Origin of the sequence: Marinobacterium profundum, assembly GCF_001528745.1 — a bacterium.
Lineage (GTDB): Bacteria > Pseudomonadota > Gammaproteobacteria > Pseudomonadales > Balneatricaceae > Marinobacterium_A > Marinobacterium_A profundum.
Window position 1 is genome coordinate 1 of sequence record NZ_BCNS01000181.1, and the last position, 3,227, is coordinate 3,227.

The 3,227-nt window shown below is 53.3% G+C and carries 2 protein-coding genes; one reads left to right on the plus strand and one right to left on the minus strand.

Annotation, left to right across the window (positions count from 1 at the left end; all coding sequences use genetic code 11):
• Positions 1-186: 186 nt before the first annotated feature.
• The gene (locus MPRO_RS21115) at positions 187-1,509 is read right to left on the minus strand and encodes a GAF domain-containing protein (protein ID WP_067298002.1); all 1,323 of its coding nucleotides are present in this window, start codon (positions 1,507-1,509) and stop codon (positions 187-189) included.
• Between the two features lie 538 nt (positions 1,510-2,047).
• Here MPRO_RS21115 and MPRO_RS21120 point away from each other — a divergent pair.
• A partial coding sequence (locus MPRO_RS21120) for an NACHT domain-containing protein (RefSeq protein WP_216821349.1) occupies positions 2,048-3,227 on the plus strand: 1,180 nt, incomplete at its 3' end.

Genomic DNA, 3,227 nt, shown 5'->3' on the forward strand with positions numbered 1-3,227 from the left:
GAGTGCAACACTACACTAGTTGCCGTTATACCCTGCCATCACTCCTGCACCTCACCTCGATAGAGAGATTACGGCGTCAGCCTGAATAAATGCCAGAAGGTTAAATACAGACAGGATGCCCGAGAACCCAGGCCGAGGTACTGATGCAGATCATGCAAGCTGCCGATAACAGGCAAATACCGGCGGTTATCCGCCGACACCTTCCAGCACTAGCAGAGTGCCGATGCGACGGCCCCGTTGCGCAATGGCGTGCTGCGGCTGGGATGCCAGCCACGAAGGCGCGACAGCAGCACTTTGGCTGTCGTCATCCAGATCCAGCGCCCCAAGGCGCGTCTGGGGGCTGAGCTCGAACGCGCTATCCAGCGCTTTAAGCTGCGGGTGCGCCAGGCCATTGGCCCGCACCAGACGCCCGCGCCTGTCGAACGCCAGCAGACCCTGTTCCCTCCAGCGCCCAAAGAGTGCCCGGCTACATTGCAACACCTGTTCTCTGGAGCTGAAATAGGCCGCGGCAAGGTTTGCCTCAATCAGCCTTGCGGCATTCATGGCAAACTCCAGCGCATTACGCTGATAGGTTTCCGTCAGACCCGACAGGTCTACCGCGCCTATAACGCGGCCATCATGAGGGTCATGAATGACATCAGCAGAACAGGTGAAGTGTTTGATCCCGCTACAGAAATGCTCTGCACCATAGAGTTGCACCGCCTCGCCTGCCGCCAGCGCCGTGCCTATGGCATTGGTGCCCACGGCCTCCTCGCTCCAGAGCCCGCCGGGCACCAGATTTATATCCTGGGCAGCATGCCGGCTACGCTGCTCACCGGCCACATCCAGGATCAGGCCATGCTCATCCGTCAGCAGAATCACGCTGCTTGAGCGGTTCAGAAGCTCCTGCGCCCGTTGCAGCACCGGGTAGGCAGCATCGCGCAAGTCAGCCTGGCGATAGCGGCGGTACTCTACCTGTTCAGAGTCAGCGCCAAGGGGCGCATGACCCAGCTGCGGATCAATGCAGCTGGCATGACAACGGCGCCAGGAATCTTCCACCACAGGCCGAATGGCTTCATCAGCATAATCCTGGCCCAGCATAAAACGCTCCCAGACCTCTAGCAGGCGATGATTATGCAGCGGATTACTCAACTCACGGGAGGCGCAACGCAAATCCTGGCTGGCCTGTGCGGCCTGGACACGGGTAAAGAACTGCCCCTGGCGCATAAAGCCCGCCACTATGCCGGATTTGACCGCCGTGACTCGACCACTGTCGAGCCGGGCCAGCACCAATTCAGACGGCAAACCATCCAGCAGATGCATGGGGGCAGGTAGCCCGTTGGCGAAACAGGACGGATGCACCGCGCCTGTTTCCATATCGTAAAACGCCGGTCTGAAACCCAGGCTGCGGTTTTCATCGCTGACCCCGCCGCTGCCACGAAAAACCTCGTTCTGCAGCAGCAACGCAGCCGGTGTCAGTTCAGCCTTGGAAAGAGTGGAGTCTGCCGCATGCACGGCCTTGGCAACCATGAAATCTCCTGGCCCTGGGGCCCGGTAGCCGGGTTAGTGCGACCTGTACGTCCGTATTGTGGCGTCGCCAGATGTCTGCGGGCGCGCACTGCGCCGCCCGAAATTCAGCCTGCCTTGAGTATAGCCCGCATAGGTTGGGGATTTGGAGCCGTAAGCCGTAAGCCGTAAGCCGTAATTAGGGTAGAAGCTAATGCCCTGCATACAAGTCAATTCCTGCTGGCACGACTGACTGAAATGGGGCAATATCAGCTCACTAGGGATTACAGGCTGGCGGATACTGCCGCTGCAAAATTCGAAAACGCACAAGATCATTTTCAACGGAGGAAGATGGCTGTGAATACTCATATATATTTTCTTTTCAGTCGTTTAGCCTTTCTTCGCGCTATCCTGGTTTGTAGATAGAAATCGTATAGTATAAAAATATTGCGTTCCGTCTGAAAAGACATATTTGAGTACAATTATTCAAAAAATAATAGCATTTCGTGCTCTGCCCCTGCCTATTAACGTTTAAACGAAATATAAAATGTAGAGTATACATATGGATAACCATGTTCCTTTAAATCGACAATTTTCACCTTCCACAACAAACCAAAAAGAGGCAGAGAGTGATGAAATGCACTCAATTTTTGGACATGTTGAACCAAAAACCTGGGATGATATGGAGCGTCAATTCCGTTGTGTCATTTTAGCTGAAGCAGGCTCGGGAAAAACTGAAGAGTTGCGATATCGGGCAAGTTTTTTAGCAGAACAAGGCAAGCCATCTTTCTTCATCCGCATTGAAGATATCAAAACCGATTTCTACGAGGCATTTGAGATAGGTGAGGAAACACAGTTTAAGGAATGGTTAGAATCTACGGAGGAAGCCTGGTTTTTCCTCGACTCTGTAGATGAGGCGCGGCTAGAAAATCCGAGAACCTTTGAAAAAGCGTTACTCCGCTTTGCCAAAGGCATAAAAGTTGCTGCACACAGAGCGCACATCTATCTATCCAGTCGTCCCTATTCATGGCGTCCGAGAGATGACCGGCGACTATTAAATAAAATTCTTTTCCTTGCGACGATACAAGAGGAAAAAAATGAAGAAAATCAGAAACCTGAACCTCAAAGCGCGCTAACGATATACACAATGCTTCCTTTGAATGAAGAGAAAATTCGTCGATTTTGCACAGAGCGTGAAGCGAAAGATATAGATCGTCTGCTACAGGAAATTGAACGAGCCAATCTTTGGAGTCTCGCGGAGCGCCCATTTGATCTCGAAGGCATTCTAGTGAAATGGGCCGAAGACGGTGTCCTCGGCGGCCGCCTAGAGTTGCTCCGTCACAACATCGACAAGCGACTACGCGACGACCACAACAGTGATCGAGTACAGCGCCAGCCTCTGAATCTCGAACAAGCAAGAGAAGGAGTGCGTCGCTTGGCGGCTGCGGTTGTGTTAAGCGGTCAAGCAGGTCTCAATGTACCCGATGCAGCACCGATGAAACTCGGCATAGAGGCAGAGTCGGTCCTTGCTGATTGGGATCCTCGGGATGTGCGTGCGTTATTGGAGCGAGGGGTCTTCAACGACATTATCTATGGAGCTGTACGGTTTCGGCATAGGGACGTTCGTGAGCTGCTGGCTGCTGAATGGTTTGACAGTCTACTGAAGACGGGCAACAGCCGCCACTCGGTCGAAGCTCTATTCTTCCGCGAGCAATATGGGGAAAAGGTTATCGCCCCCCGAC